The organism is Undibacterium umbellatum (genome assembly GCF_014284125.1).
GTDB classification, from domain to species: domain Bacteria; phylum Pseudomonadota; class Gammaproteobacteria; order Burkholderiales; family Burkholderiaceae_D; genus Undibacterium; species Undibacterium umbellatum.
Window position 1 is genome coordinate 50,220 of sequence record NZ_JACOFX010000008.1, and the last position, 26,943, is coordinate 77,162.

Annotated in this window: 24 protein-coding genes and 1 tRNA gene; 20 read left to right on the forward strand and 5 right to left on the reverse strand. The window is 49.4% G+C overall.

Annotated elements, in window-relative coordinates; genetic code table 11:
• From H8L47_RS15820 to serS, 3 genes are all read left to right on the forward strand, one after another.
• A complete protein-coding gene (locus tag H8L47_RS15820) occupies window positions 1–1,305 on the forward strand; it encodes a replication-associated recombination protein A (protein WP_230413770.1) in 1,305 nt (434 codons plus the stop codon).
• Between the two features lie 36 nt (window positions 1,306–1,341).
• The gene (locus tag H8L47_RS15825) at window positions 1,342–2,781 is read left to right on the forward strand and encodes a DUF4139 domain-containing protein (protein ID WP_186954564.1); all 1,440 of its coding nucleotides are present in this window, start codon (window positions 1,342–1,344) and stop codon (window positions 2,779–2,781) included.
• Between the two features lie 106 nt (window positions 2,782–2,887).
• Window positions 2,888–4,183 (forward strand): serine--tRNA ligase, encoded by a 1,296-nt coding sequence (serS, locus tag H8L47_RS15830; RefSeq protein WP_186954565.1) that lies wholly within the window; start codon window positions 2,888–2,890, stop codon window positions 4,181–4,183.
• A 64-nt stretch (window positions 4,184–4,247) separates the two neighbouring features.
• Here serS and H8L47_RS15835 read toward each other — a convergent pair whose 3' ends face one another.
• Window positions 4,248–6,017 carry a GGDEF domain-containing protein gene (locus tag H8L47_RS15835; protein ID WP_230413785.1) on the reverse strand — a complete coding sequence of 590 codons (1,770 nt, stop codon included), beginning with the start codon at window positions 6,015–6,017 and terminating at the stop codon, window positions 4,248–4,250.
• Window positions 6,018–6,338: 321 nt separating this feature from the next.
• Here H8L47_RS15835 and H8L47_RS15840 point away from each other — a divergent pair.
• The 11 genes from H8L47_RS15840 (at window position 6,339) to H8L47_RS15890 (ending at window position 16,640) form a co-directional block, all read left to right on the forward strand.
• Window positions 6,339–6,428: transfer RNA gene (locus H8L47_RS15840), tRNA-Ser, on the forward strand.
• Between the two features lie 609 nt (window positions 6,429–7,037).
• Window positions 7,038–7,205: a hypothetical protein gene (locus H8L47_RS15845; RefSeq protein WP_186954567.1), complete on the forward strand. Its 168-nt coding sequence runs from the start codon at window positions 7,038–7,040 to the stop codon at window positions 7,203–7,205.
• A gap of 95 nt (window positions 7,206–7,300) precedes the next feature.
• Window positions 7,301–7,951, forward strand: coding sequence for a hypothetical protein (locus tag H8L47_RS15850; RefSeq protein ID WP_186954568.1), 651 nt, complete (start codon window positions 7,301–7,303; stop codon window positions 7,949–7,951).
• 147 nt (window positions 7,952–8,098) lie between these two features.
• Window positions 8,099–8,293: a helix-turn-helix transcriptional regulator gene (locus tag H8L47_RS15855; protein WP_186954569.1), complete on the forward strand. Its 195-nt coding sequence runs from the start codon at window positions 8,099–8,101 to the stop codon at window positions 8,291–8,293.
• A gap of 10 nt (window positions 8,294–8,303) precedes the next feature.
• The gene (locus H8L47_RS15860) at window positions 8,304–8,639 is read left to right on the forward strand and encodes a helix-turn-helix domain-containing protein (protein ID WP_186954570.1); all 336 of its coding nucleotides are present in this window, start codon (window positions 8,304–8,306) and stop codon (window positions 8,637–8,639) included.
• Window positions 8,636–8,776, forward strand: coding sequence for a hypothetical protein (locus H8L47_RS15865; RefSeq protein WP_186954571.1), 141 nt, complete (start codon window positions 8,636–8,638; stop codon window positions 8,774–8,776). Before H8L47_RS15860 ends, H8L47_RS15865 begins: the two co-directional genes overlap by 4 nt.
• A 674-nt stretch (window positions 8,777–9,450) precedes the next feature.
• Window positions 9,451–10,278 carry an ABC transporter permease gene (locus tag H8L47_RS15870; protein ID WP_186954572.1) on the forward strand — a complete coding sequence of 276 codons (828 nt, stop codon included), beginning with the start codon at window positions 9,451–9,453 and terminating at the stop codon, window positions 10,276–10,278.
• Complete coding sequence (locus H8L47_RS15875) at window positions 10,268–11,620, forward strand: ABC transporter ATP-binding protein (RefSeq protein ID WP_186954573.1); 1,353 nt, start codon at window positions 10,268–10,270, stop codon at window positions 11,618–11,620. Before H8L47_RS15870 ends, H8L47_RS15875 begins: the two co-directional genes overlap by 11 nt.
• 36 nt (window positions 11,621–11,656) lie before the next feature.
• Window positions 11,657–14,209 carry a methyltransferase domain-containing protein gene (locus tag H8L47_RS15880; protein WP_186954574.1) on the forward strand — a complete coding sequence of 851 codons (2,553 nt, stop codon included), beginning with the start codon at window positions 11,657–11,659 and terminating at the stop codon, window positions 14,207–14,209.
• 53 nt (window positions 14,210–14,262) lie between these two features.
• Entirely contained in the window at window positions 14,263–15,429 is a 1,167-nt protein-coding gene (gene wecB / locus H8L47_RS15885; protein ID WP_186954575.1) for a non-hydrolyzing UDP-N-acetylglucosamine 2-epimerase, read from the forward strand.
• On the forward strand, window positions 15,426–16,640 hold the full coding sequence (locus H8L47_RS15890) for a glycosyltransferase family protein (RefSeq protein WP_186954576.1): 1,215 nt from the start codon (window positions 15,426–15,428) through the stop codon (window positions 16,638–16,640). The genes wecB and H8L47_RS15890 overlap by 4 nt, the downstream gene beginning before the upstream one ends.
• 20 nt (window positions 16,641–16,660) lie before the next feature.
• Here the strand turns inward: H8L47_RS15890 and H8L47_RS15895 are convergent, their stop codons facing one another.
• The 3 genes from H8L47_RS15895 to H8L47_RS15905 all read right to left on the reverse strand — a co-directional run bounded on the left by H8L47_RS15895 (window position 16,661) and on the right by H8L47_RS15905 (window position 21,277).
• Entirely contained in the window at window positions 16,661–17,698 is a 1,038-nt protein-coding gene (locus H8L47_RS15895; protein ID WP_186954577.1) for an acyltransferase family protein, read from the reverse strand.
• A gap of 550 nt (window positions 17,699–18,248) precedes the next feature.
• A complete protein-coding gene (locus H8L47_RS15900; RefSeq protein ID WP_186954578.1) occupies window positions 18,249–18,929 on the reverse strand; it encodes a Fe2+-dependent dioxygenase in 681 nt (226 codons plus the stop codon).
• Between the two features lie 53 nt (window positions 18,930–18,982).
• Window positions 18,983–21,277 carry a catecholate siderophore receptor Fiu gene (locus tag H8L47_RS15905; RefSeq protein WP_186954579.1) on the reverse strand — a complete coding sequence of 765 codons (2,295 nt, stop codon included), beginning with the start codon at window positions 21,275–21,277 and terminating at the stop codon, window positions 18,983–18,985.
• Window positions 21,278–21,669: 392 nt separating this feature from the next.
• Here H8L47_RS15905 and H8L47_RS15910 point away from each other — a divergent pair, with 392 nt between their 5' ends.
• From H8L47_RS15910 to crcB, 5 genes are all read left to right on the forward strand, one after another.
• Window positions 21,670–22,185, forward strand: a complete 516-nt coding sequence (locus H8L47_RS15910) for an outer membrane lipoprotein (RefSeq protein ID WP_186954580.1) — start codon at window positions 21,670–21,672, stop codon at window positions 22,183–22,185.
• 201 nt (window positions 22,186–22,386) lie between these two features.
• Window positions 22,387–23,589, forward strand: a complete 1,203-nt coding sequence (locus H8L47_RS15915; RefSeq protein WP_230413771.1) for a molybdopterin molybdotransferase MoeA — start codon at window positions 22,387–22,389, stop codon at window positions 23,587–23,589.
• Between the two features lie 42 nt (window positions 23,590–23,631).
• Entirely contained in the window at window positions 23,632–23,889 is a 258-nt protein-coding gene (gene moaD / locus H8L47_RS15920; protein ID WP_186954581.1) for a molybdopterin converting factor subunit 1, read from the forward strand.
• 12 nt (window positions 23,890–23,901) lie between these two features.
• Window positions 23,902–24,378, forward strand: coding sequence for a molybdopterin synthase catalytic subunit MoaE (gene moaE / locus H8L47_RS15925; RefSeq protein WP_186954711.1), 477 nt, complete (start codon window positions 23,902–23,904; stop codon window positions 24,376–24,378).
• Window positions 24,375–24,758 carry a fluoride efflux transporter CrcB gene (gene crcB, locus H8L47_RS15930; protein ID WP_186954582.1) on the forward strand — a complete coding sequence of 128 codons (384 nt, stop codon included), beginning with the start codon at window positions 24,375–24,377 and terminating at the stop codon, window positions 24,756–24,758. Before moaE ends, crcB begins: the two co-directional genes overlap by 4 nt.
• Window positions 24,759–24,772: 14 nt before the next feature.
• Here the strand turns inward: crcB and H8L47_RS15935 are convergent, their stop codons facing one another.
• Entirely contained in the window at window positions 24,773–25,801 is a 1,029-nt protein-coding gene (locus H8L47_RS15935) for a phytanoyl-CoA dioxygenase family protein (protein ID WP_230413772.1), read from the reverse strand.
• Window positions 25,802–25,954: 153 nt separating this feature from the next.
• Between H8L47_RS15935 and pip the strand changes: the two genes are divergently transcribed.
• The gene (gene pip, locus H8L47_RS15940; RefSeq protein WP_186954583.1) at window positions 25,955–26,920 is read left to right on the forward strand and encodes a prolyl aminopeptidase; all 966 of its coding nucleotides are present in this window, start codon (window positions 25,955–25,957) and stop codon (window positions 26,918–26,920) included.
• Window positions 26,921–26,943: the final 23 nt, after the last annotated feature.

The following is a 26,943-nucleotide window of genomic DNA, read 5'->3' on the forward strand; positions in this document are numbered from 1 at the left end:
ATGTTGCACAATAATACGCGCAAAAAGCCTGCACCACTGGCAGAGCGCATGCGCCCGGCCACGCTGGATGATGTCATAGGCCAGCAGCATATCCTGGGCGAGGGCAAGCCTTTGCGCGTGGCATTTCAATCAGGTGAACCACACTCCATGATATTGTGGGGGCCGCCGGGCGTGGGTAAGACTACGCTCGCGCGTCTGATGGCCGATGCTTTTCTGTGTGAATTCATCGCATTGTCGGCGGTCCTGTCTGGCATCAAGGACATACGTGAAGCAGTAGAGCGAGCCCAGATATTGCAGGCAACTTCCCATCGCAGAACCATATTGTTCGTTGATGAAGTCCATCGCTTTAACAAGAGTCAGCAAGATGCCTTCTTGCCGCATGTGGAAAGTGGCTTGTTTACGTTCATCGGTGCAACGACAGAAAATCCATCGTTTGAAGTCAATAGCGCCTTGCTGTCGCGGGCCTCAGTTTATGTCTTGAAGTCACTGACCGATGAAGATCTGACAGCCATGGTGGTACGCGCTTGCGAGCGTGAACTGGATGGTTTGAAATTGACAGCCGAATCAATGGCCAGCCTGGTCTCCAGTGCTGACGGCGATGGCCGCAAATTGCTCAACAATCTCGACATCGTTGCCCATGCGGCGGTCGCCAAGCATCTCGATACAGTAGACCAGGGCTTGCTCGGCGAATGCCTGGGCGATGCCTTGCGTCGCTTCGATAAAGGCGGCGACGCTTTCTATGACCAGATTTCTGCCCTGCATAAATCAGTGCGCGGCTCCAATCCTGATGCAGCCCTGTACTGGTTGGTGCGCATGCTGGATGGTGGTGCCGACCCGCGCTATATGGCCAGGCGCATCGTGCGCATGGCCTCGGAAGACATCGGCCTGGCTGATCCACGCGCTTTGCGTATTTGCCTCGATGCGGCAGAAACCTATGAAAGACTGGGTTCACCCGAAGGCGAACTGGCCCTGGCAGAAGCGGTAATCTATCTGGCTTGTGCTGCCAAATCGAATGCAGTCTATAAAGCCTACAATGCCGTGCGTGCCATGATTGCCAAAGACAAGTCACGTGTAGTTCCAGAACATTTACGCAATGCCCCGACCAAGCTCATGAAGGAACTGGGCTATGGCAAATTGTACCGCTATGCCCATGATGAGCCAGATGCCTATGCAGCAGGTGAGACCTATCTGCCAGAAGGATTGGAAAACGAATCCTGGTATCACCCTGTACCACGTGGGCTGGAAATCAAGATAGCAGAAAAACTCGCCTATTTACGTAGTCTGGATGATCAAGCTAATAAGTAGTGCCTCAGCAAACCAAATATCTTATCAAGGATAATCATGCATAAACCCTTTACCGCAAGCATATTGCTATTGTCCCTGGTTGGCAGTGCCTATGCCCAGTCAGAAGAACAGCGCAGTACCCTGGCTGACCAGAAAGAAGTCGCGGTCACGATCTACAATGAAAACCTTGCACTGATCAAGGATCAGCGCAAGCTGCCTTTGAAGCGCGGAACAAGCGCGCTGGCTTTCCGTGATGTCAGTGCCAAAATGCGTGCTGAAACTGCTTTGCTGCGCAGCCTGTCAGCCCCAGGCAGTTTGTCAGTTGTGGAGCAAAATTTTAATTTTGATTTGCTGACACCGCAAAAACTGCTGGAAAAATATGTAGGCCGCAATGTCAGCATCGTCCGCACCAACCCGGCAACTGGTGTAGAGACCACAGAATCTGCACAAGTCTTGTCAGCCAACAATGGCGTGGTGTTGAAGATAGGTGATCGCATAGAAACCGGTATGCCTGGCCGCATTATTTATCCGGACGTGCCTGCAAATTTGCGTGACCGCCCGACACTGGTCATGGCACTCGATAACAACGGCGCGCAACAACAGGATGTAGAACTCAGTTACCTGACTGGTGGTTTGTCCTGGAAGGCAGATTATGTCGTCGAACTGAATGCTGCTGATGACAAGCTTGATATTTCAGGCTGGGTCACGCTGGGCAATACTAGTGGCACGACATACCGCAATGCCAAGCTGCAACTGGTGGCGGGTGACGTCAATCAGGTGACGCAAAGAATAGAAGTTGCTGGAAGTGCTATCAAAATGGATGCCCCTAAAGCCATGATGGCCAAAAGAGCCATGGCAGAAGAATCTTTGTTTGAGTACCATCTCTACACGCTGGACAGACCAACCACTATTGCCGAGAATCAGACCAAACAAGTAGCCTTGCTGAGCGCTTCTGGCGTACCCGCCCGCAAGGAGTTGCTGCTGGCAGGTAGTGACTATTACTACCAAAGCAGTTACGGTGATCTTGGTCAAAAAATGAAGATAGGTGTCTTTGTCGAATTCGACAATAAAGAAGCTTCTCAATTGGGCATGCCTTTGCCCAAAGGTGTAGTGCGAGTTTACAAAAAAGATGGCGCAGGCAATGCCCAGTTCATTGGTGAAGACAGTGTTGATCACACACCAAAGAATGAAAAAGTTCGCCTCAAACTGGGCGAAGCTTTTGATGTGACGGCAGACAAGAAGCAGACAGACTTCAAAAAACTAGCAGGAACAGGCAAATACAATTATGTATTTGAGAGTGCCTATGAGCTGGTATTGAAGAATGCAAAGAAAGAAGCCGTCGTCGTTACCGTGCAAGAACCCATGCCGGGTGACTGGCAAGTCTTGAACAGCAGCCACCCTTATACCAAGAGCGCCAGCAATACTGCGGTATGGAAAATCAGCGTACCTGCAGAGGGTAATACCAAGCTGACTTACCGTAGCCTGGTCAGGTATTGATGTACAGGTACGATGTAAAAACGGCATTTCTCCTTATCTGAAAATAGGGGAAATGGCCATCCCTTGATACAATAATCAATTAGCTTAGTTCACTGCACTTAAAATCATGATAGATATTCAACTTTTGCGCAAAGATGTAGCCAATGTGGCAGCGCGCCTGGCTACCCGAAAGTTCCAGCTGGATGTAGAGACATTTAATGCCCTCGAAGCCGAACGCAAGCAAATCCAGTCCCGTACTGAAGAGCTGCAAGGCAAAAAAAATACCATCTCCAAACAGATCGGTAATCTGAGAAGCAAAGGTGAAGATACTTCCGCATTGATGGCTGAAGCCGCCAGCATTCCAGAAGAGTTGAAAGCATCAGAAGCGCATTTGAGTGATTTGCAAGTACGCATGAGTGCATTCTTGCAAACCATCCCAAATCTGCCTCATGAATCCGTTGCTGTCGGTGAGGATGAAACGGGTAATGTGGAAGTGCGCAAAGTTGGTACGCCACGCGCTTTTGATTTTGAAGTCAAAGACCATGTGGACATCGGTTCTGCCCTGGGTCTGGATTTTGAAACTGCAGTCAAACTGACAGGTTCCCGTTTTTCAGTCATGAAGGGTGGCATGGCGCGCTTGCATCGTGCACTGGCCCAGTTCATGCTCGACATGCAAACGCTGGAACACGGCTATACCGAAATGTATACACCTTACATGGTGAATGCTGATTCCATGCGCGGTACAGGCCAGTTGCCCAAATTTGAAGAAGACTTGTTCGCAGTGAAAAAAGGCGGACAAGAAGGCACAGGCGAGACCTTTTACCTGATCCCGACTTCAGAAGTCACATTGACGAACACGGTACGCGACGAGATATTGGCTGCAGATGTCTTGCCTATCAAAATGACGGCACACACACCATGCTTCCGTTCTGAAGCGGGTAGCGCAGGCCGCGATACCCGCGGCATGATACGTCAGCATCAATTCGACAAAGTCGAAATGGTACAAATCGTACACCCAGAAAAGTCCATGGAAGCCCTGGATGAAATGGTGAGCCATGCTGAAGCTGTTTTGACCAAGCTGGAGCTGCCTTACCGCGTCATGAGCCTGTGTACTGGTGATATGGGCTTTGGTGCCTGCAAGACTTTCGATCTGGAAGTGTGGCTACCAGCGCAGAATACTTACCGCGAGATTTCTTCCATCTCGAATATGTTCGACTTCCAGGCGCGCCGCATGCAAGCCCGCTTCCGCAACGCCCAGGGTAAGCCTGAACTGGTGCATACCCTGAACGGCTCTGCGCTGGCGGTTGGCCGTACTCTGGTGGCGGTGCTGGAAAACTATCAGCAGGCTGATGGCTCTGTCGTCATCCCTACAGCTTTGCGCCCATATATGGGTGGTTTGGAAAAACTGGCACCAGCAGCTTAAGCAGTCTTCGCCTCAAGAAAAAACGCTTCACGAAATAAAGCGAAGCGTTTTTTTCGTCACTGGTTTACCCAACCAGCAAATCCATCTCTGAGCGACGGTCAACAAACAAGCTATTGCCATGAATTTTCTTTGCCTGCTTCTTGGCATCTGAAGCAGCGATAGAAATCTGGTGGTGGGAGTAATAACGATTTGCTCTGGATTTCACCACGCCCAAAGACAAGCTGACGAGTGGATAAAAAACTTTTTTCCCCTGCCTGTCTTCACTCAGGTAGCCACCGCGGTCCCGGTCTTCATTACTGTAAAAATCATAGATGGCAGCAGCAAAGCTTGCCAGTATCGCCTGACAGCGTACTTCCCAATCCGCACTACGAAACAAGATGATGAAATCATCGCCGCCAATGTGTCCAATAAAATCCAGTTGCGGATCACAATGTCTTTTTAGGACTTCACTGGTCATTTGTATGATGTCATCACCCCGGCGATAACCGTAGACATCATTAAATGGCTTGAAATGATCAAGGTCGCAATAGCATGCGCAGAAAGTCTGGTCCTTTTGCAGTAATACGTCGATGTGTTCATTGATAGGTACATTGCCTGGTAATTGCGTCAATGGATTGGCATAACGCGCCGCATTGATTTGCATTTGCGTGATCTCGCGCATCAAATCCGGCCCGCTGCCCATACCTATATAGTTCCCCTGGTCGGTGATGATAATGCCATTGATCAAATGTTCAGGATTGGCTTCCACGATAATATGGCTGACATCCTGCATGCTGGTATTTTTATCGACGATAACAGGATGCGCTTCCATGAAAACCGTACACGGTTTCTTGCCATATAACTCGCGCTGATAGGGGCGGGCAAAGCGATCTATCATATGGTAACGGTTGATCAGTCCAATTGGAACACCATCGTCTACCACTGGAATGATTTGCAATTTGGGATGTTGCAAAAAGATATCATCGACCTGGTTGTTCAGCATGCGTGAAGAAATAGTTGGTGGTGTCTTTAATATTTTTTCTACCGTAGCTGTTTGCTCAAAACTGCCAAATGCGCGCCGCGCCGCCTGATACGGGTTCGCCGTCAATACCCGCGCAACTTCGGCCGACACTGCACGCGCCGGAGTAGGGTGGGGGCGGGCAATATGGTAACCTTGCCCGCAAGCAACACCCAGGTCACGCACAGCCAGTAACTCGGCATGCGTTTCTATGCCTTCTGCAACTACCCGCGTTCCCGATTTTTCAGCAATGCTTTGGATAGAGCGCACGAACTGTGCCTTGACCGGATCATGATCTATGCCCTGAATAAAATGCATGTCGATCTTGACGTAGTCAGGTTTTAACTCCGACCACAGGCGCAGGCTGGAAAATCCCTCGCCCAGGTCATCAATCGCAATCTCAAAACCCATCTCGCGATAATGTATGACTGCTTCACACAGCAAGGCATAGTCATGCGTGGGCTGGTACTCGGTCAACTCGATGATGACACGTTCAGGATTTATGCCCAACTCATGAATATAATCCAGTGTTTCACCGTAGCGTACATCTCTTTGCAGCAAGCATTCTGGACTGACATTCAAAAACAACTTGCCTGGCAATTTTTGCGCGGCAAATTGCTCCAGCACGATACGGCGGCACAGGTGCTCTACAGTTACCGTCAAGTTATTATCCCATGCTGCTTTGAACAAATTGACAGGCGAGTGCAAGGGGCTATCCGATGGGCCGCGTATCAGACCCTCATAGCCGAGAATATCGCCATTTTGCATTTGCACTATGGGTTGGAAGCGCGCGGTCAGTAGCCTTTGCTCAATGATGCGCTCTAACTGCGCCAGCATCAAAGATGCTGATAGTGCGCCAAACTGATCAATATCCTGCCCTGATACCAGGTTTTGTTGAGACAAATAATCCATAGTATCCCCCACTAAACTACTTTCCATTGAAGCCAAGTTCTGAATTGATACGAGTAAGCGCAACTGCAGACGCAAGTCGCCTAACTTATTGCATTGCACCAGAATATAGTCTTGCTTTATGACATCTTCATGTCGTCTTGCTTTGCGGCAATTCAAAACTGATAGACGTGCCAAAACACTCATTTTGATTTGGGCAGTTTTTTTGCTATAATCTAAGGCTTCGTTTAATAGCGAACAACCAAAGCCGGAGAGGTGGCAGAGTGGTTGAATGTACCTGACTCGAAATCAGGCGTAGGGTCAAACCTATCGGGGGTTCGAATCCCCCCCTCTCCGCCAAGACAAGTTTTAAGAAGTCCAAGAACGTCCAGAAAGCCCGCCATTCTCCTAGTGAGAACGCGGGTTTTTTGTTTTATAATCCGTTTTAACGTCTTGCTGCATCCTGTTGCTTTGTGGGTATATTTCAGGGTTTCAGGCGGATCGCTCAAGGGAAATACTCGCAAAATGCCTAAGCTCGCCAAGCCGCTGACAGATGTACAGCCTAAAAACGCCAAGGCCAGGGACAAGCCCTATAAGCTGGCAGGTGGCGGCGGGCTGTTTTTGCTGATCAACACGGCATTGAGAACCGGAACCCGGCCGCAGACCACAAAGACGTGCTTAAACCCTCCATCTCAGGTCACTTCCCGACCATCGCCCGCAAAGTACTCCCGCCGTTTCTCGCCGCCATACGTAAAAACAATGCGCGCCTTTACATGTCAACCCGTATCGCCATTCGCTTAATGCTCCTGATCTTCGTCAGAAGCAGCGAGCTACGCACTGCGCCCTGGAGCGGCGACGCTATCCGCACGGCACTTACCGTATGGGCTATGAAGATAAGGTGATTACGCATGGTTTCAGGGCCTTAGTCATGATCACCATAGAATAAGCTTTGGCTATATGCATGAAGTCGTGGATAGACAACACGCCCATGTACAGAAAGACAAAATCGCCCGTGCCTACGACCGAGCGCAATTTTTAGAAGAGCGCAAAAAGATGATGCAGCGCTGGGCAGATTATTTTGATGGGGTAGAGGGGGGAGCCGTGATTGCTGAGAGGTTTGGGAAGTCTATTGCGTAGCCAATTTAACCGGATTATTCTGATCTTGATTGGGTAGCGCTTACATTAATGCATATGTTACTTAACTTTCACGCCCGATTGGAAGGTAGATTGAAATGAATAAGACTAAATCAAACGAAGAAATAGAGCTTGCGAAATTTCAGACTAAACAGAAAGAGCGGCTAATAAAAACAGCAAATTGGCTTAGGGCAGCCTTTCCAAATTACGAAGAGCTTCTTCAGGCGGCGGCAGCATTTAAAATTTCAGCACAGGATTTACAACAAGAACTTGCCAAGCACGAAGAGAAAATTAACGAAGAAAATCTTATTCACTATATTTTGGCATTAAGTGACAATCCAAAATATAAAAAGTCTTCATTGCTAGAACACGCAATTTCCAACGCCGGGGCTGTAGATGATAATGGAATCGAATATAGCAAGACTGCAAATGCAATAAAGAAAGCACTACTAATAAAAGAAGAAATTTATATTGAAAAGAAATCTTCAGACACAAAACTCGGAGGGAAAGCAAAGGCTCGAAAAGTTGAGCAATGCAGAATAAAATTTATAGATATGGTTGACTCTCACGTTCCACCTTGGGATAAAACTACAGGGAACATAGCTGAGGCAATTCTCGAATTAAAACCAGCTTTGATCAGACATTCCAAAATACATCAAAATAGCGTAATAACTGCAAATACGAACTTACCAATTAAATGGTTAAGAGAGTATTGGGGGCTAGAAAAACGGAGTTACAACAAGCGCTAGCTAAGTGAAATACAAATGTGCTTAGTACAATTAAATTGTACTAAATTTGCAAAATAGATAATTAAATTCAAACGCCATACGATGATCTCAGTCCATAGCAATCATGTTAGGACATCTTCGAAAGAAGCTTTTTCTATGAGGTCATCAATGTCACATCAAACAATTTTACGTCTACCTAGCGTTGCACAGCGCACAGGCTCATCATGCAGCATCATCTATTCCCTGATAAAAGACGGGCAGTTCAAACCACCGATCAACCTGGGCGCACGCGCCGTGGGTTGGCTGGAAAGCGATGTTTCTGGATTTATCGGAGCCCACGTCAAAGCATCGCGCAAGGCATAAGGGGAACAACATGGACAAAAAAAATACCCCCAGCTTACGCAAAGAGGCATTGGAAAAGATTCGTGAAAAGCATAGCGGCACTGACACAGATACGCAATGCCATCGCCTGCTTGTCGCCATGCAAAGCCTTGGCGGCGTCTCTACCATCGAGGCAAACATGCATCTCGACATTCTCCACCCACCAGCGCGCAAATTGAATTTGATTGAGCGAGGACATATCGTCGATTTGGTGTGGGTGTATGAAGAAAGCGCCTGCGGCAAAGTGCATCGTGTGGGAAAGTACATCTACGGCGGCAAAGCGTCTTACTCTTTGTTTGATACGCCGGATGATGAGGTCGCAGCATGAAGCCCACGTTCATCAGCGAGCTGGAATTGCTCTTGACGCGCTTTTCGTACCTAGGCATAGGCGCTGACATCGCCAGCATGGGATTGATCGAGCTATGGGGTGTCTATTGCTACCTGCGGCGACATGCTGATGGCTAGATCATGAGCCGACTAAAGACCGCGCATAAAAAGCGGCAAAGGAAGCGAGGGGCGATGGCACATTTCTTCCTTTGCCGCTTGATGTGCTGAAAAGCCAGGCACTTGCAACGCGATTGATCGTGTTAAGCAGCGCCCATGCTAGTACGCCCGTCGCTTCAAGATTGAGAATCTTCCTTGTTCTGCCTGGTTTTTGCGCCGCCGGCTATTTTGCAGTAGCGATGGACCGCATTTATTAATCAACTGCAAGAGGAATAGACGCACTCACATGACTGCAAGTAGATACGCACTCTCTACGTGGAACTACTTAGCGGGTATTCTTGCTTGTACAAATAACATACAATTGCGCGACATTTGGCAGAAATTCTTTTCGACCCCTCTTCGTATAATCGCTTCTTGAAATAGTACTCATCTGTTGAGCATTTTTTTTGCGTAATAGTTGAGCACCCGATACGAGCGAATCAAGGTGTTTCTCTTTGCAGCGGCCAGCATCTATTTGCCGTGGCAAGAACGCAGTACATTTTTTTGTACTGGGAAAAATTAAAAATTAATCTTGTTTGAATGCTTTGCATTCAAAGCGCCCTTTTTGGGGAATCTACATATCACCTTTGCTTTAGCGAAGGGATGGCTTTTTGTGACCGTGATTATGGCGCACATTTTTTGAATCGACATCTTTAATGAATCCTCACGCAGTACCATCTATTACGCCTTATAGCTTGCTAGTTTCATTGAGACAGCATCGCAGACTCATAGTGAGTTTGATCCAGCGAGAAGTGTTGATCCGTTATCAGGGCTCATTGTTGGGACTGTTGTGGTCTTTCTTTAATCCCGTGCTGATGCTGGCCGTGTATACCTTTGTATTTAGCGTGGTGTTCAAGGCGCGCTGGGCAGGTGGATCTGACTCCAAGACTGAGTTTGCCCTGGTTTTGTTTGCTGGCCTGATGGTGTTTGGCTTGTTTTCTGAATGCGTCAATCGTTCGCCATCTCTGGTCGTCAGTAACGTCAATTACGTCAAGAAAGTCATCTTCCCGCTGGAGATTTTGCCTGTGGTTGCCATGGGGGCAGCCTGTTTTCATTTGTTGATCAGCTTGACTGTCTGGTTGATTTTTTACTCGATATTTTTTGGCATTCCGCCTGCGACCATTTTCTATTTGCCAGCAGTGTTGTTGCCTTTGGTGCTCTTGAGTTTGGGCTTGAGTTGGTTGCTGGCTTCGCTAGGAGTATTTATTCGTGATATTCACCAGGTTGTTGGTGTTGCTGTCTCAGTGCTGACTTTTTTGTCGCCCGTGTTTTATCCGATAGTCGCCTTGCCTGAAGATTTTCGTGCGGTGGTGCAGTTGAGTCCTTTGACGCAGGTGATAGAGCAAAGTCGTGATGCCATGATTTGGGGTAAACACCTGGATTGGCAAAGCTGGCTGATTTATCTCTTCATTTCTGGTCTGATTGCCTGGCTAGGATTTGCCTGGTTTCAAAAAACGCGTAAGGGGTTTGCTGATGTCCTCTAAATTTGCTATCAAGGTAGAGCAACTGAGCAAGTGCTATCACCTTTACGACAAACCGCAGGACAGGCTCAAGCAAATGCTGTTGTCACGCGCCAAAACTTATTACCGTGAGTTCTGGGCCCTGCGCAACGTGTCCTTTGAGATTGCACCAGGTGAAACAGTGGGCATCATAGGCCGTAATGGCAGTGGCAAGTCCAGCCTCTTGCAAATGATATGCGGCACTTTATCGCCGACCTCGGGCACAGTCACCACGCATGGCAGGGTCGCGGCCTTGCTGGAGCTGGGTGCAGGATTTAATACCGAATTTACTGGACGTGAAAATGTTTTATTGAACGCCGCTATCCTCGGGATTCCGCAAGAGCAGATGCTGGGCCGCATGGATGAAATTCTGGCGTTTTCCGAGTTGGGCGATTTTCTGGATCAGCCAGTCAAGACCTATTCCAGCGGCATGTACGCACGCCTGGCTTTTTCAATTGCCATTCACGTCGATCCAGAAATCCTGATCGTTGATGAAGCTTTGGCAGTTGGTGATGCGCGCTTTGTTGCCAAGTGCATGCGCCGTATCAAGGATATACAAAAGACCGGTGCCAGCATTTTGTTTGTCAGTCACGATGTCAGTTCGGTGCGCACCCTGTGCGACCGTGCCATCTGGCTGGACAAGGGCCGCATGCTGGAGCAGGGGGATGTCTTTCCTGTTACCGGTCGCTATATGGAAATGATGTTCCAGGATGATGATGCTGCCACTAACGAAGATGAGAAAGTGCAGGCAGTTGCCAGCATCTCCATGTCTGGCGTAGATTTACCTGGTATCAGAGAGAGTTTGCATAGTGCAGAAGAAGTCGCTCTGGATAGTCGTCCCACGACTCACTGGGGATCACACAAGGGCTTGATACTTTCTGCGTCTGTGCTCGATACAAACGGCACACGCAGGGATGTACATGAATGGGGTAGTGAACTGGATGTCAAAATCAGTTTGCGCATACCAGCAAACATCTCGCGAGAACATTTAAGTATTGCCGTATCCATCAAGGATTTAAAAGGCAGTGATCTTATCGTATCGACGACGCATGATTTTGCAGCGATGCGCTTGCCCGATGCTGAACAATTTGAAGTCAGCTTCAAACTTACCAATCCCCTGGTTACGGGTAAGTATCTGTTGGTGGCAGCGGTAGAGAACCGTCTGCACAGGGATATTCATTATTACGAATACATAGAGGGTGCGCATTATTTCTCTTCTCTTGCCGATCAGCGTTTCTTTGGTTTGTTCCAGCCGCCGATTGCGCAAGAGGTAGTTGTGCCAACCGTGAGTGCCAGGCAAGAAGTATTGGCAGCCTGGTCGAAATAAAAGTAGCAGTAACCATCAGTGATAGATAGTAAAAACATGCAAACAGAAATTAATTCCCGTGCGTATTGGGATACGCGATTTGACAATGATTGGCTGGCCTGCAAGGGTGACCAGCAATCGCGTTTCTTTGCCCGAGTGGCCATTCAACATCTGCCGTCCTGGTTGCTGGATCAAATCCGCCAGCAAGATTTGAATCTGGTAGATTGGGGCTGTGCGCAAGGCGATGGTACGGATGTCTGGGCCAGCTATGTGGCTTGTGAAAAAATCACTGGCGTGGATTTTTCTGCTTCAGCGATTCAACAAGCCAGCACGCGTTACCCAGGTTTGCATTTCGTGAATAACAACTGGCTGGAGCAAGCTGAGACCGGGCAGGATAATTTTGATCTGGTATTTTCTTCGAATACGCTGGAGCATTTTCATCAACCCTACCAGGTTTTGCACACCATCAGTCAACGTGCCAGGAAAGCAGTTGTACTGGCTTTGCCTTATTGCGAATTGCAACGCGATAGCGAGCATTTTTATTCTTTTCTTCCTGAAAACATCCCGCTGCAACTGGAAAATGGTTTTAGCCTGATCTGGGCCAAGGTGGTCGATTGTCGCAAGCTGGAAAATAGTTTGTGGCAAGGTGACCAGGTCATCCTGATGTATGCAGATACTGCCTGGACTAAAAAACTTGGCCTGCGCTTAAGTCAGGTACACGTGGCGCAACAGGATACACACTCTGAACTGAGTCAATTGCAAGAGGCACTGAGTAAAAATCAGTTGCTCTTGCAGCAGTCACAGCAAACGCAAGAAAAGCAGATCCTGGAAAACTCCCATCAGCAGCAAATGCTAGCCCAGCATGAGCAATTCAGTCAGCAACTGCAACAAGCTCTTGCCAGATTGGTGGAGAAGTGCGAAAAAATCCAGCAGGATATGGAAGTGCGCAATCAGGAAATTGCCATTCTTAATGAGAATTTGCAAAGCTGCGAACACGAATTGCAAACGCAGATGAGCAAAGAGTCTGAAGCACAAGCTGAAATCGCGACACGTGATGCGAAGTTGCAGCAGCTCAATGCCAGCTATCAGCAATTGTCAGAAAACCTGCATCAAAAAGAGCAAGACTACGCAAGATTATTGCAGCAACTTGATGTGCGCGATGCGCAAATGGCCAGGCTGAATCTGGATGTGCACGGCAAGGAAGAAGCCATCAAATCATTGAAACAGTCTTATTCCTGGATACTGACGCGGCCTTTGCGTTTCACTAAACAGTTCGTGCTTAGCCCGGGGCGTGCCTCGTATGACCTGGCCAAGTTTATATTCTGGCGTTTGCCAGCAAAAATGCGCTGGGCCTTGCATGGTCCCCGGCATGATTTTGTGCGCTGGGTGCGTACTACGCCAGCAAGCAATGGTGCCGCGCCTCAGGCATTTGTTGCTGGGCTGCCAGCAGCCACACCGGCTGCGGGCAATGCCGTCGTAACGAAATCAACAAACAAGGATTTGAGTTGGCCCGAATTTCAGCAACAAGTGTTGTCACGTCGTTCTGATTACAAAGGCATCTTCGTGCAAGAACTGGTCATCGACTGGAATGTGCCGCTGTATCAACGTCCTCAGCATATCGCTGCTGCCTTTGGCCGCCTTGGTTATCTGGTGATTTATCGCACCGACAACTGGGCTGGCGATGATGTCCAGGGTTGCAGGGAAGTGGTGAAAAATGTCTGGATCACCAATCGTCATGAAGTCAATCAATTGCAGGACGTGACGCGCTCCCTGTATTCGACTGCATATGCGAATACCCCCGAACTGCTGCTGGAAAATGGCAAGCGCGGCACGCTGGTTTATGAATACATAGATCACATCGATCCGCAAATCAGTGGTGATGCAGAGAATGTGCGGCGCTTGTTGGCGCTGAAAGATTTTGCTTTCAATGGCGGTGCCGATTATGTCGTGGCATCCGCCAAGAAACTGGAAGCTGAAGCCATTGCTGCCGTCGGTGCAGATAAGGTCATTCTGGCGCAAAACGGTGTGGATACCATGCACTACCGCCATCCCAAACATTTGAGCACGCCTTTGCCACAAAATTTGAAAAGCTTCCGCAGCAAGTACAGCAAAGTGGTTGGTTATTTTGGTGCGCTGGCCCCATGGCTCTGGTATGAAGCCGTGGCTGATCTTGTTACTAGCCGCCCTGATCTTGGCTTTGTATTTATCGGACCTGATTATTACGGTGGTTCAGAGAAATTGCTTAGAGCCGACAATCTTTTGTATATGGGCACGGTTGATTACCAGATATTGCCAGCCTATGCGCGCCAGTTTGATGTCTGCTTTATCCCGTTCGCTCCAGGTGAAATTGCCCGTACGACTTCACCACTCAAATTGTTTGAATACTTTGCCCTGGAAAAACCTGTTGTCGTTACCAGGGACATGGAAGAGTGCGTCGCTTTTGAAGAAGTATTTTCCGGCAATAGCGTGGAAGCACTCAGCGATGCGCTGGATGCGGCCTTTGCGGTAAAAGACGACCCGGCATTTACTCAGCGCCTGGCGCAATTGGCAGATGCCAATGATTGGGATTGCCGTGCCAGAGCCATGGAGAAAGCCTTTGAAAAGGCTTGATCCTCATTGAATATCATTTTCAGAAATTTCTGAATCAGAAAGAAAACATCATCATGAAAAAAATACTGTGTGTCGTCGGTACACGTCCTGAAGCCATCAAAATGGCTCCGGTAATATTGGCCTTGCAACAGCAGTCGTGGGCACAAGTGCGGGTATTGGCCACTGCCCAGCATCGGCAGATGCTGGATCAGGTACTGGCTTTCTTTGATATCGAAGCCGACATCGATTTGAACATGATGCGTCCGAATCAATCGCTGACCACGCTGACTGGCCGCATGTTGCTCGACCTGGATGAAGTCTTGCTGGCAGAAAAACCGGATGTAGTCCTGGTGCAGGGTGATACAACGACAGTGATGACAGTATCGCTGGCTTGCTTCTATCACAGAATAGCCATAGGCCATGTGGAAGCTGGTTTGCGTACCTGGGACAGGGATAATCCATTTCCTGAAGAAATCAATCGCGTACTGACAGGCCGCCTCGCTCATTGGCATTTCGCACCTACCGAAAGTTCACGTCAAAATCTCTTGAAAGAAGGCGTGTCGGATGCAGACATTATCGTCACCGGCAATACCGTCATCGATGCACTCTTGATGACGGCTGAACGCGAACTGGACCTGGGCATAGACCTGGATGCCAGCAAGCGCCTGGTATTGGTGACTTCTCACAGACGTGAAAATTTTGGTGAGCCTTTTGCGCATATCTGCCGCGCTATTCTGAAACTGGCGACAGATAATCCGGATGTGCAATTCCTTTATCCCGTGCATCCAAATCCAAATGTCAAGGAAGTTGCCCATGCTACGCTGGGCAAGTGCGCCAATATACATTTGTGTGAACCACTGGACTATGCGCCATTTGTCGCTGCCATGAAACGCGCTTACCTGATCATCAGTGATTCTGGTGGAGTACAGGAAGAAGCACCCGCTCTGGCAAAACCTGTACTGGTCTTGCGTGAAGAAACTGAGCGACCAGAGGCGGTAGAGCAGGGGGTAGTGAAACTGGTCGGTGCCAATTTTGAAAATATCGTCGCCGAAGCCCAAATCCTGCTGGATGATGAAGCAGCTTATCGTGCCATGGCCAGGGGCGTATCTCCTTATGGGGATGGCCTGGCGGCAGGGCGTATTGTGCAAGTGCTGCAACAGCATTTCTCTGGTGAACTGGCGCCTGCGCTTCAGCCGGTTGATGCCGGGCTTGAAGTTGGGTTTGAAGCTGAGCCTGCATGATGCGCCTCGTCTATTTCTCGCCTGTACCCTGGCATAGCTTTGCACAAAGACCGCACCAGTTTGTACAGTGGTTTCATCAGCAATTTAAAGCCAGGGTGTTGTGGGTAGATCCTTACCCCACACGCTTGCCGGGTGTAGTTGATGTAAAGCGGGTACTTGCAGCAAAAATGGCACAAAAGCCGCGCTCTTGCTCAACTGTGAAAACACAGGAAAACCCGCTCAAGGCAGACTGGTTGAGTCTGGTAGAAGTGGCAGCGCTGCCCATAGAGCCATTGCCCGCATCAGGTTATTTGCATCAATGGATGTGGCGCAAAACCATGGCAGAGATAGACAGTTTCGTCGCTGGTGGCAGGGCGCAGATTGTGGTAGGCAAGCCTTCCAAGCTGGCCTTGCAAGCCATGGCACGACATCCTGAATTGCCTTCCCTTTACGATGCCATGGATGATTTTCCTGCATTCTATGAGGGGATTTCCAGCAAGGCCATGGAATTTACTGAACGGCATCTGGCTGGCAGGGTGAATAAAATTGTCGTTTCCTCCAGTGCCGTATCGCGTTTTTCTGCACATGAGGACAAACTTAGTTTGATTTTGAATGCCTGTGACAGTGATAATTTGCCGCCTGCATTGCCAAGATCCATACAGGCCCCTGTGTATGGCTATGTTGGCACCATAGGCCATTGGTTTGACTGGGAAGCAGTGGTGAAACTGGCGTCTTCATTGATCATCAGCGATCCGCAGGCCCGTGTCCGTTTGATCGGTCCTGTGTTCACGCCACCACCATGCGTGTTGCCAGGTAATGTGCAAATCCTGCCAGCATGCAGCCATGCCGAGGCAATGCGCGCCATGCAAAAGTTTTCTGTAGGATTGATTCCGTTCAAACGCAAACTGCTGACGGCATCGGTGGACCCTATTAAATACTATGAATACCGTTCTTTGGGGATACCGGTTTTGTCTTCCAACTTTGGGGAAATGTCCTTGCGGGCAGAAGAAGAGGGTGTGTTTTTGTATGATGAGTGCAGGGATTTTTCCAGCTTGCTAAAAACTTGCTTGCTACATCGCAGCAGCGCTGAGAGTTTGGCGCAGTTCAGGGTCAATAACTCTTGGCAAGCCCGGTTTGCTGGTTTAATCCCCCTGTTTGATGCCGGTATTGATCAAAGAGGGCGGAGAAGATCAACTGCCAAGCTTGAGCATTTTTCCTGGCAGGGTGCTTGAATCTGGCAGTGCTCTATAGTCTAGCGCTCAAAGCGTGTTTTCAAGCGCAGGAACCACGATTCATAATAGCGGTAACTGATGCTGGCCAGGATGATGGTGATGAGCATGGTGAGCAGGAAAACTGCGATGCCAGGGTCACCAATCTGGAATGACTTGAAAAGCTTGCTGACAAAATTTTTGCACAGCATGTGCAACATGTACATGCCATAACTGATAGCTCCCAGGTAGGCAAGTGGTTTGAAGCTGAGTATGGGTGCCAAAGGATGCTGCGTCTGTATGACACAAGCGCCAACCACGGCAGCAAACAGTATGGATGAAACAAAGCCTGGTAATGCATTGCTGATTAAAGAAAGTAAAAGCGCAATAAATATCAATGGAGCAGACCATGTCTGGCCAAGTATGCGGTAAAGCGAAGTAAATACGGTTTCGTTATTCAAACCTATCGCCAGCAAGGCGCCAAGTACAATAGGCAGTTGAATCACATCAAGGCTGTGTTGCCCCAGCAATTGACTAGCGATGCAGGCAATAATGACGATAGCGAGAATGACGCTGGCTCGCCTGGCTGATCCAGCTACCAAAAGCAAGGGTGGCCACACCAGGTAAAATTGCTCTTCTGCAGCCAGCGACCAGGCGAAATAAAAGATCACCCGCCCATCCAGGGCTACAAATAAATTTGACGTGTAGGTGGCAAAGTAAATCAGGTTCTGGAAAAAAGCCTGGCCCACAGCGGTATGACGTTCAAGTAAAAAAACCAGGCCTATGTATAGCAACAACGTGCCGTAATACAGTGGGAAGATGCGCAAGGAACGGCGCAGGTAAAATGCCTTGAGGTCTAGCTTGCCATTGCGTTCACGTTCTCTGAGCAATAAGCTGGTGATCAAAAAACCGCTGATGGCGAAGAATAATTGCACTCCTTGCGCACCGATACCCGCCAGGATTGCATGGACGCCAGCCGGGGCAGTGTGATGCCAGATGACAGCAATGATGCTGATGGCACGCAGACCATCGAGGGATTCAAATCTCTTGTTGGCGACATAGTCGGAAAACGGCTTAAGCATCCATGCTCCGGGTTTTCTGGCGGATAGAATTATTGAGTCGCATATGCTGATTAATGGGATTTGCTGTTTTCTTGAATCTGCCTAAAAAATTTCCGATACTCCGATACTCCGCTACCTGCAGACAGGCAAGGCAGAGGTACACACCCATTATAGGGGAAATGCACGTCTCAAGCCTGCCAGATCAGTCTGGGACTAGCCGGGAATTGATTGAAAGGTTTGCAAAGTTCGCTCAATTTGGCATAAATAAGAATGGTTCTCTTTACCATTTTTGGTATGGCGATTGCCCAGGATTTGATGTTTCATGAATTGCACAGTTTTTACATTGATCATCTTCAATGGTTAAACGGCCGATTGCACAAAAAATGGCTTGTAGCCATCAGGCGGATGACCTGACAAAGTATGCCTTTGTGCGTGGCATGAGTTGCAGACCCGTTTTTCTGGTGTGAACGAGCCACGTGTTTTTTGCGAAGACTGTTTGAACCGCTAAAATAACTTCCCCGGCGTGTGCCGGGGATGGAATGGGTGAAGCTGGTGTAAATCAGGAAGAGGCTCAGGTTTCGGACCACATACGCAAGAGGTTGTGGTACTGGCCAGTGAGACTTAGCACTTCATGGCTATCGCCAAGCTGGCTGCGCAGGCGGGTAATGTTTTGGTCCATTTCAAAGAGCATGGTACGGCGTGCATCATCGCGTATCATGCTTTGTGTCCACAAGAAAGAACATACACGCTCACCACGTGTGACTGGCAAGACCTGGTGCAGGCTGGTGGATGGGTAAAGTATCAGGTCGCCGGCTGGTAATTTGACTTCATGCGTGCCGTAGGTGTCGACTACTTCCAGTTCGCCACCGTCATAGTCTTCCGGGTCACACAGGAACAAAGTGGATGATACATCGGTGCGCAGACTGTAGTTGGCGTTGGCGACATTGCGTACCGCACCATCAACATGCAGGCCATAGTGTTCGCCGCCAGCATAGGAATTGAACAGCGGTGGGACTATGCGCAACGGCAGGGCGGCAGCAAAAAAAATGGGGTTGTTTTTCAATGCAGCCAGAACGATGTGACCCAGTTCTTGTGCTAGTGCAGAATGTTCAGGCAGTTGACGGTTGCGTTTAACCTGGGCACCTTGCGCACCCACTGTTTGTTTGCCATCCACCCAGTTTGCTGCGTCCAGCCGTTGGCGAATTGCGCTGACTTGCTCACGGCTGAGCACGCCAGGTATATGTAGCATCATTGCTATTGCTCCAGAAAAAAAGCCCCTCAAGAGAGTGAGGGGCCGATATTACTTTAGAATTTTACATTTGCTGTCAGGCTCACCGCTCTTGGTGTACCAGGGGTATAACGATAACCGCTCTTATTGATGGCCGCAACGTAGACTTTGTCGGTCAGGTTGTTGACGTTCAATTGCAGGTCTACGTTCTTGGTTACAGCATAGCTGGCCATCGCATCAACTACCCAATAGGCTTCTGTCTTTGCTGGTGTACCAACTGCGCCATCCGTGCCGCGCAACAGTGCATCAACGAAGCGTGCTCCACCGCCGAGTTTGATACCCATAGGCAACTGGTAGGAAGTCCATGCCGTCAAGCTTTGTTTTGGCGTGTAGCTCAGGTTGTTGATACCGCTGGCAGTGACCAGAGGGCCACTTTCAACGCTGGTGTCCATGCGGGTATAGCCTGCACTGACCAGCCAGTTACGGTTGATCGCGCCTGTCACACCCAGTTCCAGACCTTGTACGCGCTTTTTACCAGTTTGGTAGTACATCAAGTCAGCCAGGTTTTGCACCACTTCATTGGATACTTCTGTGCGATAAATCGCTGCAGTGAAGGACAGTTTTTGATCCAGCAAATCCCATTTGGTACCAATTTCCATATTCTTGGTTTCTTGCGGGTCAAACTTTGGATTGGCAGCGCTGCTGGCAGCTGAGCTCAAAGCAAAGTTGGAGCCGCCCGGAGGTTGCTTGGAAGTGGAGTACGATGCATAGACACTGCTGTCTTTAGTTGGTTTATACAATGCACCCAGTTTGAAATTAACCAGGTTGCCAGCCATGTTCAGATTGGTTGGGATAGGCGTGCCCACCGGCAAGGTTGGATTGGCGCTTGCTGTTGACAGGCTGGCCGCAGAATAGTCAGTTGTGTAGTGATCAATACGGACACCCGCGTTCGCTTGCCATTCAGGGCTGAACTTGATTGTGTCAAACACATAGGCACTGACAGTATTGGTACTGCCACGGGTGAACACCGCATTGCGTACAGGTGCCAGGCCAGTGATAGCGTCGTTTGGATTTGGGTTGTAAAAATTGGCTGCTGGCAAAGTACCCAAGCCATTGTTGCCCCAGGTATTTTGTTTTTCGTTCGTGACTTCTATACCGCCTACCAGGCTATGCTTTAAGCCGCCTAAATCCAGGTCTGCAACCAGATTGGTCTGGTTGGTCAGGATTTCATTTTCCTGATCTTTCAGGGTACGGATGCTACGAGCCAGTGTCCATGTCGAGATATCGGTGGCTGACGGTGTCAGCAAATTGGCGGTGGAGCCCATGAAAGCTGTCAACAGGTAATTCTGGCTGGTCTTGCCATAGCGGGCAGTATTGATCAGCTTGACTTTGTTGTTGAAATCATGTTCTACACGAGCAGTCAGCATGTCAGCAGTAACTTTGTCAAAGTCGCTACGGGAACCATAGAAGTTCTCTGGATTGACTTTTGGTGCCGTGGCCAGGAATGGGCGTTTCGGATCCGGGCTGCTAAAGCCTGGCAAACCTATTGTTGGTACACCGCCATCAGGCACATTGTCTTGCTGTACATGCAGGTAATTCAGATAGAAACGGGTAGGGGATTTCAAGCCAAATGCAATCGCAGGAGCGACACCCCAGCGCTTGTTTTTGACTTCATTGCGGCCAACAACGCCACTATCCTGGTCAAACACATTCAAACGGAAGGCAGAACCTTGTTCAGCACTGATGACTTTGTTCCAGTCAAGTGCTACGCGTTTCTGGCTGCCGCTACCGACTGTGATGTTGCCGAATGTTGCATCATCAAGATTCGCTTGTTTGCTGACCAGGTTGACCGAGCCAGTAGGGGAACCACGACCACCATCAGTACCGGCCGGGCCTTTGAGAACATCGATTTGTTCAATATTGAACAAATCACGTGAAATCGAACCCAGATCGCGGACGCCATCAACATAAATGCTGCTGGAAGCATCGAAACCGCGCATATAGATAGTGTCACCAGTGTTGGTATTACCATTTTCACCCAGGAAGAACGCGCCTACGCCAGGCGTATTACGCAAGGCTTCAGTCAACGTCAGTGCACCTTGTTGGTCTATCAGCTCGCGCTTGATGACGGTGATAGTTTGAGTTGTGTCAACCAGAGGCTGGGTGTACTTTGCAGACGACGCTTTGTCAGCTTTGAAGTCATTCTCTGTTTTTGCTGTTACTTTGACTTCTGGCAAGGCCGGGTCGGCAGCGTGGGCAGCGATTGGCAGCAAAAACGCGGCCGCTGCGACAGTCATTGTATGGTTGAAACGTGAATTGCTGAGCGAAGTGAACAGGGCGTGCTTGTGCTTGCGACTCTTGATGTGGGCCATGATATTTCCTGGGGGGAAAATAAGATTAAAAATAAATACCGCTGGCTTTTCTTGAAGAATGGCTGAGGTGGGAATGTAAAAAAATCAGTGTGCAATTGTAACTAAATGGAATAGAAAAGTAAATGATAATCGTTCCTATTAGTATCCATGTTGCAATTTCATTGGTGATTTGACTTCAAATTTGTTATCCTGAAACAAACACTTGGTAGTCTTTGCTTACGTACGTTTTCAAAGTTCGACCAATATTTGGGTTCAGGAGTTAAAGTTTTTACTTGTCTTTGTTTGTGGCGGTAAAAGCAAGTTCCTATTGCTTGATCTTTTTTTTATCCTGGCAGTCAACAATAATTGTGCTGCCGCGTTGATTGCTTATCTTACTTTTTTCGGAGTTCATCATGCGCAAGCTTACTATCCTGACCACATTTGCTCTTGTTGGCGTGTTGGCAGGATGTGCGACTCAGCGTTATCCAGCGCATACGCAAAATCAATATCCTGCACAATATCCGTCGCAGTACCAGCCACAGTATCCTCAGTCACAACCTTATGCTAACCAGTATCAAAATAGTTATGTTGATACTGCAACTATTGTTGGTATGCGTGAAGTGAATGTTGGTAGCGGCGGTTCTTCTGGTGGTGGTGCAGTGGTTGGTGCTTTGCTTGGTGGCGTGCTTGGACATCAGGTTGGCAAAGGCACAGGGCGTGATCTGGCTACCATAGGTGGTGCGATTGCTGGCGGCGTGATTGGCAATGAAATGGAGCGTGGTTCCTCTCCAAGGAATAAACTGGAATTGACTATACGCCTGCATAACGGTGATCAGCGTGCTGTGCTGGTCGAACCGAATAATTATTACCGTGTCGGTGACAGGGTCAGGGTCACGGTCCAGAATGGTCAGCTTGCCATTGTGCCTTGATGACTTGCTGATTTTTGCGATGTGGTCTTGATCTGCATCTGGGCTTTAAGATAAAAATCCACATAATTCATTACGTGTGGATTTTTTTTCAGATTTCTTTAGATTTACTATAAGGCTTAGTGGCGCTCTCATAAGTCAACCGCCGGGACTCAGGCTACAATGCAGCTTAATACTACATAAGCTGAAGTGGAAATCTGAACTATGTCCAAACCAATGTTAAGCGCCAAAGAAGCGCTAGACTTTTTGTTGTCAGCAGTGCGCCCCATTGAAGGTGTGGAAACGCTGGCGACAATCGCCTCCAATCGCCGCATCCTCGCTGCGGACCAGTCATCCTTATTGAACGTGCCGCCTGTGGACAATACTCAGATGGATGGCTATGCCGTGCGCGCCAGCGATTGCAACAGTGGTGAGAGCCGCCTGCGTATTTCACAAAGAATACCTGCTGGCCATGTCGCCCAGGCCTTAGAGCCAGGTACGGCGGCACGCATCTTCACTGGCGCCATGATACCCCAGGGGGCAGATGCCGTTGTCATGCAAGAGCAATGTCAGGCTGACGGTGATTTTGTGCTTATCAAGCATCAGCCAAGGGCTGGTGAATGGGTGCGCAGGCAGGGAGAAGATATCCAGACAGGTGCCACTATCCTGAAAGCGGGAACGCGTTTGAGAGCGCAAGAACTGGGTTTGGCTGCCTCGGTAGGTTTAGCGCAATTACCGGTATTGCGCTTGCCCAGGGTCGCGGTGTTTTTTACTGGCGACGAATTGACCATGCCGGGGGAGCCTTTGAAACCGGGTGCAATTTATAACTCCAACCGATTTACGCTGACTGGTTTATTGCAAGACCTGGGTTGCCTGGTCACAGATTATGGCATCGTGCCAGACAAGCTGGACGCCACGCGTGACACTTTGCGCCGTGCCAGCCATGATCATGATCTCATTATTACCTCGGGCGGTGTTTCTGTTGGTGAAGAAGACCATATACGACCAGCCGTTGAGGCTGAGGGTAGCCTGAATATGTGGCAGATAGCCATGAAGCCAGGCAAGCCCTTGGCTTTTGGGGAAGTAGGCAAGGCGTTTTTCATGGGGCTGCCGGGTAATCCGGTGTCCAGCTTCGTGACTTTCTTGCTGTTTGTCCGCCCATTCATTCTGCGCATGCAGGGCGTGGAAAAAGTTGAACCTGCTGCTTACCATGTGCGTGCTGATTTTGACTGGCTGAAACCAGATCGACGCAATGAATTTTTGCGGGGCCGCCTGAATGTCGATGGTGGACTGGATTTGTTCGCTAATCAAAGTTCGGGTGTATTGACCTCCACAGTCTGGGGTGATGGCCTGATCGATCTTGCGCCAGGTCAGAGCATACGCAAGGGTGAGCTGGTACGATATATCCCATTTAGCAGCCTGATGTAATCTGTCAGGTTCTGCCTTCCCATATTTCTAGTGTTTCAGATGATGAATATACAATTACGTTTTTTTGCCAGTGTCCGTGAAAAACTGGGCATGTCTGAGCAAAAGGTAGCCTTGCCCGCAGATATCAACACCGTAGGCGAAGTCAGATCCTGGCTGGTTGCACGTGGTGATGTCTGGGCAGACGTGCTGGCACCGGGGCGCGCTTTGCGCATGGCATATAACCAGCAAATGTGTGAACCTGATACGAAGATCAGTGAAGGTGCAGAAGTTGCTTTCTTCCCTCCGGTTACCGGGGGGTGATGCATGACTGGTATTACTATTCGCGTGCAGACTGTTGACTTTGATCTGAATGCAGAATTGGCGCAACTGCGCCAGGGCAATCCTGGTATAGGTGCCGTGGTCAGCTTTGTTGGCCTGGTGCGCGATATCAATGATGGGCAGAATATCAGTGCCATGGAGCTGGAACACTATCCTGGCATGACAGAAAAAGCGCTGGAACAGATAGTTGTGCAGGCGCAGGCGCGCTGGGATCTCATCAATACCCTAGTCATACACAGGGTAGGGCCTTTGCAGCCGCTGGACCAGATTGTACTGGTGGCTGTGGCGACACGTCATCGAGGTGATGCCTTTGCTGCCTGCGAATTCATCATGGATTATTTAAAGACCCAGGCACCTTTCTGGAAGAAAGAACAAACGCCTGAGGGTTCTCGTTGGGTAGATGCGCGTGAAACCGATGACCTGGCACTGCAAAAGTGGAATATGCCGGCCCAAGGAGGGGATCCTGCATGAGCTGGCTTGGTGCGCTGGCCGTTGGTATAGGCGCAGCATTTGGTGCCTGGCTGCGCTGGGCTTTGGGATTGTGGCTGAACGGTGTTTTGCCCTTGTTCCCGATCGGGACTCTGGTAGCCAATCTGGGTGGTGGTTACGTCATTGGTTTTGCGGTTGCTTTTTTTTCTGCCAATCCACACCTTTCACCTGAATGGCGGCTGTTTTTGATTACAGGTTTCCTTGGTGGCCTGACGACCTTTTCTACTTTTTCTGCAGAAGCCATGGGCCTTTTACATCGCGGTGATTATGGCTGGGCCATGCTGCATAGCGGCGCGCATTTGCTGGGCTCCATTCTCTGTTGCTTTGCGGGTTTTTCCACCTATAAAGCGCTTCTTCATTAAATGGCGCGGTGTGCTCAGCGCCAGGTTTCATGTATTTGTAGTTGACTGGGCAGCATATTGATGTATTGCACGATGCGTGGTTTCTTGCCACGATTGGGGCGGCTGCCATGGGGCAGGGCCTGATGCCAGATGACCAGGTCGCCAGCCTTGCCACCTACAGGTATTGAACCCAGTGCATGCAAGTCTTGCTCTCTGGGGTAAGCACTCTCTGGCAATTCATCCATCCATTTACCCAGCCTTTGATGAAAACCGGGAACCAGCGTGAGTGCGCCTTGCTCTGGTGGTGTGTCGGTCAGGTAAAGTACGCCCTGCGTAGCAAGTGGCACAGGTTGCTGCAAACTCACATCCCAATGCAGGTCCGGGCCTTGAAAGACGTGACCTGGTTTCTCAGGAACGTTGAAGCTGCAGCGGTCTGTGGTGGCCCATAAATCTGCAGTCCCCCACAATTGTGCAAAAGCCTTGTGAATGCGCAGCGAACGACGGTTTTTTTTAAAAACGGGTGACTGGAACAATTGCACCATGATGTTGGCGTGCCCCTTGTGGTACCAAGATGCTTCATTCTCTTCGCTTGCACCCAGTGCATCCCAGATAGTCCGGGCTGCCATCGCACAATCCGCAGCGGGCACTGCTTCATGCAGTATGACGTAGCCATGCTCTGTCCAGTGCTGTAAATCCTCCATGCTGAGCACGTCGGGCATGTGAGTGACGTGCTCAAATAAGCTTGAGACATTGGCAGGGAGTGGGCTGCCGAAATACAAATTTTGCAAACGGGCGATGGTGCTACTGGATGGCCTGCCTGCCGTGTGGATAATCCAGGCCTCGAACTCCTGAAAACCTGGTCGGTTTTGCGACAGATACTGCGAGGTTTGTTCCAAACCCAAGCCCAAGACATGCAGGAGCAGACGATCCCTGTGAAATTCCGGATTATTTCCTGTACCTTTGCCGTTCAAGGCAGCCATCGTGCGTGACCAATAACTGTACAGTCCCGGAGCACCCAATTGTTCAGGTTCATTCGAATTAGTGCGGGGATCTGATAAGGGCATGATTGAACGATGAATGTGAAAACAGCATCATAAAAAATAAAAGTCTATTCCGCAATACACAATCAGATGTTGCAATATTGCCTATTGCTTCTCTATGTACATGAGTATAATCCCTGTTAGCTACCTACACTATTTCATCTATTTCTTATTCATATGAGCGCAGATACTACTTCTTTGTTCCCTGTCATAGAACCTTACCGTACTGGCATGCTGCCAGTCGATGATATGCATACCTTGTATTGGGAGGAAAGTGGTAATCCCAATGGCCAGCCTGTGATTTTCCTGCATGGCGGGCCTGGCGGGGGCACTGCGCCAAATCATCGCCGATTCTTTGATCCTGCGCATTATCGTATCGTGCTGTTTGATCAGCGTGGTGCGGGTAAGTCTCTGCCTCTAGGAGAATACCGCAATAACACCACAGCCTTGTTGGTGGACGATATAGAAAAAATCCGCGTCATGCTGGGCATAGAGCAATGGCTGGTCTTTGGTGGTTCCTGGGGGTCTACACTGGCGCTGGCCTATGGCGAGGCGTATCCTGAGCGTTGCCTGGGGTTTGTCCTCAGGGGTATTTTTCTATGTACCAAGGCTGAGGTGGAATGGTTTGTGAATGGCATGAAATGGTTCTTCCCAGAGGTGCATCAACGATTTGCAGAAGGCGTGCCAGCAGAAGAGCGCCACGACTTGCTGCAAGCCTATGCCAAACGCCTGTTCAGTGAAGACCCTGCGATTTACACCGAGGCGGCGCGTAACTGGAGTCGCTATGAAGGTTCTTGCATCTTCTTGCTGCCCCAGCCAGATACCATTGCCGATTTTGAGTCAGATGCCGTAGCCATAGGTCTGGGCAGGCTGGAAGCGCATTACATGATCAATGGTGCTTTCATGCGTGAAGACCAGTTGATAGAGGATATAGGCCGTATCCGCCATTTGCCTGCTGTCATCGTGCAAGGTCGTTATGATGTGGTTTGCCCGCCAGTGACGGCGCAAAGATTGCACCACGCCTGGCCAGAAGCGCGTTTACAGATGATTGCTGACGCAGGGCATGCAGGCGGTGAGCCTGGTATTGCTGCAGCACTGGTAGAAGCAACCAATCAATTTAAAAAGTCTGGCAAATTCGATTAAGACTTTGCCGTCTTCATATTTAT

What these genes read in the sequence shown, in the direction of transcription:
- moaD (WP_186954581.1), top strand. Translation starts at nt 23,632, where the DNA reads ATGAATATACAATTACGTTTTTTTGCCAGTGTCCGTGAAAAACTGGGC.
- H8L47_RS15880 (WP_186954574.1), top strand. Translation starts at nt 11,657, where the DNA reads ATGCAAACAGAAATTAATTCCCGTGCGTATTGGGATACGCGATTTGAC.
- H8L47_RS15915 (WP_230413771.1), top strand. Translation starts at nt 22,387, where the DNA reads ATGTCCAAACCAATGTTAAGCGCCAAAGAAGCGCTAGACTTTTTGTTG.
- H8L47_RS15875 (WP_186954573.1), top strand. Translation starts at nt 10,268, where the DNA reads ATGTCCTCTAAATTTGCTATCAAGGTAGAGCAACTGAGCAAGTGCTAT.
- H8L47_RS15895 (WP_186954577.1), bottom strand. Translation starts at nt 17,698, where the DNA reads ATGCTTAAGCCGTTTTCCGACTATGTCGCCAACAAGAGATTTGAATCC.
- H8L47_RS15860 (WP_186954570.1), top strand. Translation starts at nt 8,304, where the DNA reads ATGGACAAAAAAAATACCCCCAGCTTACGCAAAGAGGCATTGGAAAAG.
- H8L47_RS15825 (WP_186954564.1), top strand. Translation starts at nt 1,342, where the DNA reads ATGCATAAACCCTTTACCGCAAGCATATTGCTATTGTCCCTGGTTGGC.
- H8L47_RS15935 (WP_230413772.1), bottom strand. Translation starts at nt 25,801, where the DNA reads ATGCCCTTATCAGATCCCCGCACTAATTCGAATGAACCTGAACAATTG.
- wecB (WP_186954575.1), top strand. Translation starts at nt 14,263, where the DNA reads ATGAAAAAAATACTGTGTGTCGTCGGTACACGTCCTGAAGCCATCAAA.
- H8L47_RS15905 (WP_186954579.1), bottom strand. Translation starts at nt 21,277, where the DNA reads ATGGCCCACATCAAGAGTCGCAAGCACAAGCACGCCCTGTTCACTTCG.
- H8L47_RS15855 (WP_186954569.1), top strand. Translation starts at nt 8,099, where the DNA reads ATGTCACATCAAACAATTTTACGTCTACCTAGCGTTGCACAGCGCACA.
- H8L47_RS15835 (WP_230413785.1), bottom strand. Translation starts at nt 6,017, where the DNA reads ATGCTGGCGCAGTTAGAGCGCATCATTGAGCAAAGGCTACTGACCGCG.
- H8L47_RS15910 (WP_186954580.1), top strand. Translation starts at nt 21,670, where the DNA reads ATGCGCAAGCTTACTATCCTGACCACATTTGCTCTTGTTGGCGTGTTG.
- H8L47_RS15820 (WP_230413770.1), top strand. Translation starts at nt 1, where the DNA reads ATGTTGCACAATAATACGCGCAAAAAGCCTGCACCACTGGCAGAGCGC.
- crcB (WP_186954582.1), top strand. Translation starts at nt 24,375, where the DNA reads ATGAGCTGGCTTGGTGCGCTGGCCGTTGGTATAGGCGCAGCATTTGGT.
- H8L47_RS15900 (WP_186954578.1), bottom strand. Translation starts at nt 18,929, where the DNA reads ATGATGCTACATATACCTGGCGTGCTCAGCCGTGAGCAAGTCAGCGCA.
- pip (WP_186954583.1), top strand. Translation starts at nt 25,955, where the DNA reads ATGAGCGCAGATACTACTTCTTTGTTCCCTGTCATAGAACCTTACCGT.
- H8L47_RS15870 (WP_186954572.1), top strand. Translation starts at nt 9,451, where the DNA reads ATGAATCCTCACGCAGTACCATCTATTACGCCTTATAGCTTGCTAGTT.
- serS (WP_186954565.1), top strand. Translation starts at nt 2,888, where the DNA reads ATGATAGATATTCAACTTTTGCGCAAAGATGTAGCCAATGTGGCAGCG.
- H8L47_RS15850 (WP_186954568.1), top strand. Translation starts at nt 7,301, where the DNA reads ATGAATAAGACTAAATCAAACGAAGAAATAGAGCTTGCGAAATTTCAG.
- H8L47_RS15890 (WP_186954576.1), top strand. Translation starts at nt 15,426, where the DNA reads ATGATGCGCCTCGTCTATTTCTCGCCTGTACCCTGGCATAGCTTTGCA.
- H8L47_RS15865 (WP_186954571.1), top strand. Translation starts at nt 8,636, where the DNA reads ATGAAGCCCACGTTCATCAGCGAGCTGGAATTGCTCTTGACGCGCTTT.